Below are 5,804 nucleotides of genomic sequence, written 5' to 3' on the forward strand. Positions count from 1 at the left end.
CCGAGGTATTTATTTAACTCGAAGTTATCTACCGGCTCGACTTGCTTCGGCATACCTAAACAACCACTTAAAACAAACGCGACTAAAACAAATACTATTTTTCTCATTGTTACCTCCTGGCGCACTTGCTAGGTTGCTGATTGGTCAATTCTAAGGTTCTTGTAATAGAACTCTTTATCATGTTCACCGATTGCCCTAACCACGCGACATGGATTACCTAACGCTACCACATTGGCAGGGATGTCTTTCGTTACGACACTACCCGCCCCAATGACTGTGTTCTCCCCGATGGTTACCCCGGGTAACACAACTGAGTTTGCGCCAATCCAAACATTGTTACTGATGGTCACGGGGATATTAAATTGAGCGACCTTCTTACGTAAACTTGGTTCTATCGGGTGGCCTGCCGTAGCGATAGTGACATTGGGGCCGATCATCACGTAATCACCAATATAGACATGAGTATCATCAACCAAAGTCAGATTAAAGTTCGCATAAACGTTTTTGCCCAAATGGGTATGGATGCCCCAGTTGGCTTGTAAGGGAGGCTCGATATAGCAGTTCTCGCCTACTTCAGCAAAAATCTTCTTCATGATTTCTTGGCGCTTGGCCATTTCCGATGGGCGCGTATGATTAAAGTCATACAGAACGTCTAAACATTCTAGTTGTTTAGCTATCAGTTCTTCATCATCACAGCAGTAGATTTTTTGGCTATGCATTTGAGCTTCAATATCCATAATTTCCCTTTCAACACCGACTAAAAGTTTCTTCGCCTAACTAAACATATCCCAACAATGAGCTTATTAAGGCGCGACTCTCAAAGATGGCCACCTATTTAACCACCCCTTCGAATGTAGCCGATTTTCGAATGTTTCTCGTGACCTTTTAGGATTATGTGTGGCACATAAATCAAATAGCGACTCATAGCCAAAAGCTGCAATGCATTCATAATTCTTTGACGCAGTTTGTCGAATTGCAATGGCCTCCTTCAACACTTGGCTACCGATGCTGATAGTCTGGCAACAAGAAAAAGCGACCAAAATACACACGGTCAGAATGGTCCTATACCAATTATGTGCGCGCTAAACGATAGCGTCTTACTGTGCCTTCATTCTCATCGGTATAGTTACCCAGATATTGACCACCGCATTTTTCTATAACCTTTTGTGAGGCTGGATTTCAATAGAACAGGTGACAATGACCGGGTCAGTCACAACATGATCACGTACCCAAGCGAGAAGGAATGATGCGACACCCTTACCACGAGCTGATGGCCTAGTCTCGTAGCCAACGTGCCCGATGACATTCTCTACGTTTGCATTAGTTCCAGAGCGAACACGGATAGCCCCTAAAATCTCACAGTTTGAAACGCAGTAGTAGGTTGTACTTGGTAAATACCCATTTGGAAGTTCAGATGTAGCCTTAGATCGCGCAACCAAATCCGCTAAATAAGCTTCAGGATTTTGCTCAACATTTAAATACTTAGGGATACCCGAGTCGAGGCATTCTTTCGCATAACTTGTAAATATCGGGGCCAAATCGGGGCTGGCTTCTACTACTTCCATGTTGTTTTCCTCGCAAGCCGTAAATGCTTGGTTATGAGCGCTGTTCGAGCAAGTGAACTATGCCTAATTCTCGTTGTTTACGTTTACTTAAACCACTCGCGACGAGACGATAAGACTCCGACAAATAGTACTTTAGGTCGTCGTCCAATTTACCTGAAGTTTCAATTTGCTGTATCCATTTCATGCCACGGCTAGCAAAGTACGGCGCTGGTCTATAGCCTTCACAATCGCTAAGAAAGTGAAAATTTACGTCGGAAGTTTTAAATGTGAACGCTGCTTGAGAGCCATCGCCCCAACCGCCTATCGCAAAGACTTTACCGCCAACTTTCCATACATCTGAATTACCCCATTGAACAACGTGGCTCGTCGCAGCAAAGGAGCCACAAAACTGGTTGAACTCATCGTAATTCATATTGATTACCCTCCAAAGTAAATAACGTCACGTTAAGCCGTGCGCAACACAGTCACCTAATCTAGACCAGTTTGCCGTAGACTCAAATTCTAAAGCAAACCAAAAATGCCATAGTCGTTTGTTATAACGCAGTTTTACACGTCACTTTCCGACAATATTTAACGACAATTACGAACTGTTGTTTGATGTAAAAAGCTACACCTGCACGAAATTCCGATAACGGCTTAATATATTGATCGAAATGAATACGACTAATATTGGACTTCAATTGGTATAAAATAACCTACAGGTGATAGTTCAAATAACCATTTGGAAAAAAAGGGGGTTAATTCTGTGTTATAACGCCTTTGCTAAGTAGCCGACAACACGTAGCCCCCGCGCTTGAACAAACCACCGTAAACACTGTGTAAGACTAGAACCAAAATTGCTGAACGTTAGCAGTCCATTTTGAGCGGTTTGTTAAGTTTTACTAATCCGTTCAAACTTACCCAAAAAATAGCACAGCAATAGTAGTGTTATAAGGCTAGAAATACTCTGCAAATATAATGGCGAGTATCCATACGCTGCTGCTACAACTTTAACAACCAGCCCGACAAACATTGAGGTAAAGATAAGAAAAACTATATTTCCCACTTTCCAATTTGACAACCTTGAACACCCACTGCACTTATAGTTGATCCAACGACTAGTCACGAAAAATGCCTTCAGAAAATTAACTGATGTTCCACAGTGTGGACATTTCATAGATAAACTCCTGCAAATTGGAAAAGCTTCCCTTAGATACACTCCTATTCTGACACAAGCAATTTCAATTTTAGAGTATATTTGAATGGTTTTCACTCGGTATTGCACCAGTGCTTTACGCAAAAAACTTAACGCCCCATTAAGGTGTTGAGCACGCAATACCGATGCTAGCGCAAACCACCTTAAACACAAAAATCAACGCATGGTAAAAATGCCACGCGTACCGAATCCCTCTTAAACTGTTTGTTATAAAACAATTTTACACATCATCTTCCGTCAAAATCTGACGACAATTACGAACTGTTAACACACGAATTTCGTGGCTTAAACTGTAAATAATACGATAGTGACCGAAAATGATTTCACGATAGTTTGTATAGGGCATTTCAGGAACAAAGCGCCCCATTTCAGGCATGCTGCTGAGTAACTCAGTTTTATCGAAAACCTCATTTACCCACTTTTCAGCGGCTGACGGATTTTCTAACGAAATAAACTCAGCCGCATCACCAAGCTTTTGAAGAGCTAAAGGAGACCAAACTACTTTCATTTCTTAATGCGCCCTAACACCTGAGCGCGTGCATCCTCATTTGAAACACCAAGACCTGAAGCTAATTGAGCTTCTGCTGTGCGCATTTCTTCTAGTAACTCTATTTTCTCTTGCATTGCTTCATACTCCGCAACATCAAGAACAACAGCAACGCCTTTACCGCGTTGTGTGATGACCAACGGACGACGAGTCTCATTGATTTGTTTGATGTAAGAAGCGACACCAGCACGAAACTCAGATAGTGGTTGAATATCTTGATCGAAATGAATGCGACTCATGTTGAACTCCAGTTAGTACAAAACAACGTACAAATAATAGTTCAACTCACAGACTTGAGCAAGGAGCTGATTTTGAGTTATCACGCCGCGTTAAATGGTGAACAACGCAGACCACCCTATTTAAACCATTGCACCGTAAATACTTAAGCTGAATCAAACCTAAAATGCCAAGTGTTGAGAATCACTCTCAAACAGATTGTTAGCCGCTCATTCCAAAAGGTTATTGGCTACTCAACAAGAACTTACGCAAATCTCTCTCTGCACGCATAACAAACAGAATAAACACTTTGTCACCGCCTTGTTTATAGAAAACACGACATGGATTAACGACAACTTCACGATAACTTAAATGTTCTATTTCGGGGGGAATACGACCTGATTCAGGGAAAGTTTGTAGTCGTTCGACTTTAGAGAAGATCGTTTGTACTAACTGCTTTGCAGCAACAATATTTTCAAGTGCTATGTATTCTGCGATATCGTTGAGGTCAGATAACGCTGGCTCAGTCCAGATTATTTCAGCCATTTTGACATTTTGTCCTTGGCTTCATCATGACTCAGCGCTTTACCGTCAGCTAGTGCGCGTTCTCCTCGTGCGATTCCCTCAAGAATAGCCAAACGATTTTGCATAAACTCGTAATCATCAACATCAACTAGATACGCAGATGGCTTACCATGCTCGGTGATTAACACTGGTTCTTTAGTGTCGTGGAGATCGGCGAGGATCTTGGTTGCTTGGCGTTTAAGTGATGTAACTAGTTCTACTTTCATGAGAGCTACTCCAAAGGAATACTAAAGTGATACTATTCTATCACTTTGAGTATAGCAAGCTCCATGACGGCTAACGGGCGATAACGCTTGACCACCCAACCTAAAATTTGTGCCCTAAACATTGAAGCCGATTTGTATAAAAGTAGCCAAGCCTTATTAGTCCCTGTTAAGCGACTTGTTAGTTGCCCATCTCAAAGCCTAGTGCTAACATTTGTACACACACCAAAAAAGGAATAGATCATGGACACTAGAATTCAATTTCGTGTTGATGAAGAAACAAAACGCCTAGCTCAACAAATGGCTGAGAGCCAAGGTCGCACTCTGAGTGACGCATGCCGTGAACTTACTGAGCAACTCGCTGAACAACAAAGAAAAACATTATCTCACGATGCATGGCTAACTGAACAAGTAAACCTAGCATTTGAGAAGTTTGACTCAGGAAAATCCGTTTTTGTTGAGCACCAAACAGCTAAGTCTCGAATGGAAGAGCGCAAAGCCAGAATCCGTAATCGAGGTAAGCAATGATTTTATGGGAAGAAGAGTCACTTAATGATCGTGTAAAGATCTTTGAGTTTCTCTATGACTTCAACCCTGATGTTGCAGAAAAAACTGACAACCTCATTGAAGCAAAAGTAGAAAACTTGCTTGAACAACCTTTAATGGGGGTACAACGAGATGGGATCCGCGGACGATTACTCATCATTCCTAAGATTTCGATGATTGTCTCTTACTGGGTTGAGGGCGATATCATCCGAGTTATGCGTGTACTCCACCAGAAACAAAAATTCCCTACGGATTGATTGCTTCCTCTGGGGAACTAACGCCGCGTTAAGTTGATGAGATGGTCTCCCCCTACCACTTCACATGTCTATCAGCCATGCTTGGAGTGTTCAGGTCCCGAAGCAAAAGGAGAAGACCATGACTCAGCATAAAATCATTGGCATCGACTTAGCAAAAAATATCTTCTTTCTTTTTGAAATCAATCATAAAGGAAAGAACCTCAGCCGTAAAAAACTTCAACGAAGTAAACTACTTAACTATATCTCAAATCAAAGTCCATGCATCATCGCAATGGAGGCTTGTTCTGGAGCTCATTATTGGGCTAGAGAGTTCACCAAGTTTGGTCATGAGGTTCTTTTATACCCACCTCAGCATGTTAAAAGCCAGCGACGTAAACAAAAGAACGACTATAACGATGCTGAAGCGATTGCAGAACTTGCCCTTTATCAACGGCATCCACCCGTTCCACACAAATCTATCGAACAGCAAGATATTCAATCACTGATTCGAATGCGTAGACTATGCGTCACCGAAAGAACTCGCCTGATTAATCAAGTTAGAGGACTTATTGCTGAATACGGTATTGTTCTACCTAAAGGGAAGGCTTCGTTCAGGAAAGCTATTCCCGAAGTGCTCGAAGACGCCGAAAACCAGCTATCGCCCATATTACGAGAACTTCTATCACGACAGTACGAACGCTATCTATATAT

The 5,804-nt window shown here is 42.0% G+C and carries 9 protein-coding genes and 3 pseudogenes; 3 read left to right on the plus strand and 9 right to left on the minus strand.

Features of this window, described 5'->3' with window-relative positions; translation table 11 throughout:
* Window positions 1–128: 128 nt before the first annotated feature.
* The 9 genes and pseudogenes from QTO00_RS13410 to QTO00_RS13455 form a co-directional block, all read right to left on the minus strand.
* Entirely contained in the window at window positions 129–737 is a 609-nt protein-coding gene (locus tag QTO00_RS13410) for a sugar O-acetyltransferase (protein WP_331425256.1), read from the minus strand.
* Window positions 738–803: 66 nt separating this feature from the next.
* Window positions 804–983: pseudogene (locus QTO00_RS13415) on the minus strand (nucleotidyltransferase family protein); the annotation flags it as partial.
* 88 nt (window positions 984–1,071) lie between these two features.
* Window positions 1,072–1,565, minus strand: a pseudogene (locus tag QTO00_RS13420) (GNAT family N-acetyltransferase).
* 31 nt (window positions 1,566–1,596) lie between these two features.
* A complete protein-coding gene (locus QTO00_RS13425) occupies window positions 1,597–1,977 on the minus strand; it encodes an MmcQ/YjbR family DNA-binding protein (protein WP_331425258.1) in 381 nt (126 codons plus the stop codon).
* Window positions 1,978–2,155: 178 nt separating this feature from the next.
* A pseudogene (locus QTO00_RS13430) lies at window positions 2,156–2,233 on the minus strand (prevent-host-death family protein); the annotation flags it as partial.
* A 747-nt stretch (window positions 2,234–2,980) separates the two neighbouring features.
* The gene (locus QTO00_RS13440) at window positions 2,981–3,268 is read right to left on the minus strand and encodes a type II toxin-antitoxin system RelE/ParE family toxin (protein WP_331425259.1); all 288 of its coding nucleotides are present in this window, start codon (window positions 3,266–3,268) and stop codon (window positions 2,981–2,983) included.
* Window positions 3,265–3,546, minus strand: coding sequence for a type II toxin-antitoxin system Phd/YefM family antitoxin (locus tag QTO00_RS13445; protein WP_025527476.1), 282 nt, complete (start codon window positions 3,544–3,546; stop codon window positions 3,265–3,267). Before QTO00_RS13445 ends, QTO00_RS13440 begins: the two co-directional genes overlap by 4 nt.
* A gap of 220 nt (window positions 3,547–3,766) precedes the next feature.
* Window positions 3,767–4,069, minus strand: coding sequence for a type II toxin-antitoxin system RelE/ParE family toxin (locus tag QTO00_RS13450; protein WP_331425260.1), 303 nt, complete (start codon window positions 4,067–4,069; stop codon window positions 3,767–3,769).
* Window positions 4,057–4,314 carry a type II toxin-antitoxin system Phd/YefM family antitoxin gene (locus tag QTO00_RS13455; RefSeq protein WP_331425261.1) on the minus strand — a complete coding sequence of 86 codons (258 nt, stop codon included), beginning with the start codon at window positions 4,312–4,314 and terminating at the stop codon, window positions 4,057–4,059. Before QTO00_RS13455 ends, QTO00_RS13450 begins: the two co-directional genes overlap by 13 nt.
* 240 nt (window positions 4,315–4,554) lie before the next feature.
* Here QTO00_RS13455 and QTO00_RS13460 point away from each other — a divergent pair, with 240 nt between their 5' ends.
* The 3 genes from QTO00_RS13460 to QTO00_RS13470 all read left to right on the plus strand — a co-directional run.
* Entirely contained in the window at window positions 4,555–4,839 is a 285-nt protein-coding gene (locus tag QTO00_RS13460) for a type II toxin-antitoxin system RelB/DinJ family antitoxin (protein ID WP_005398409.1), read from the plus strand.
* Window positions 4,836–5,114 carry a type II toxin-antitoxin system RelE/ParE family toxin gene (locus QTO00_RS13465; protein ID WP_331425262.1) on the plus strand — a complete coding sequence of 93 codons (279 nt, stop codon included), beginning with the start codon at window positions 4,836–4,838 and terminating at the stop codon, window positions 5,112–5,114. Before QTO00_RS13460 ends, QTO00_RS13465 begins: the two co-directional genes overlap by 4 nt.
* A 118-nt stretch (window positions 5,115–5,232) precedes the next feature.
* A partial coding sequence (locus QTO00_RS13470) for an IS110 family transposase (RefSeq protein ID WP_331425263.1) occupies window positions 5,233–5,804 on the plus strand: 572 nt, incomplete at its 3' end.

The organism is Vibrio sp. M260118 (genome assembly GCF_036533755.1).
Taxonomy (GTDB): Bacteria; Pseudomonadota; Gammaproteobacteria; order Enterobacterales; family Vibrionaceae; genus Vibrio.

Coding starts and splice junctions, on each gene's coding strand:
- QTO00_RS13465 (WP_331425262.1), top strand. CDS start 4,836: ATGATTTTATGGGAAGAAGAGTCACTTAATGATCGTGTAAAGATCTTT.
- QTO00_RS13445 (WP_025527476.1), bottom strand. CDS start 3,546: ATGAGTCGCATTCATTTCGATCAAGATATTCAACCACTATCTGAGTTT.
- QTO00_RS13460 (WP_005398409.1), top strand. CDS start 4,555: ATGGACACTAGAATTCAATTTCGTGTTGATGAAGAAACAAAACGCCTA.
- QTO00_RS13440 (WP_331425259.1), bottom strand. CDS start 3,268: ATGAAAGTAGTTTGGTCTCCTTTAGCTCTTCAAAAGCTTGGTGATGCG.
- QTO00_RS13410 (WP_331425256.1), bottom strand. CDS start 737: ATGGATATTGAAGCTCAAATGCATAGCCAAAAAATCTACTGCTGTGAT.
- QTO00_RS13425 (WP_331425258.1), bottom strand. CDS start 1,977: ATGAATTACGATGAGTTCAACCAGTTTTGTGGCTCCTTTGCTGCGACG.
- QTO00_RS13450 (WP_331425260.1), bottom strand. CDS start 4,069: ATGGCTGAAATAATCTGGACTGAGCCAGCGTTATCTGACCTCAACGAT.
- QTO00_RS13455 (WP_331425261.1), bottom strand. CDS start 4,314: ATGAAAGTAGAACTAGTTACATCACTTAAACGCCAAGCAACCAAGATC.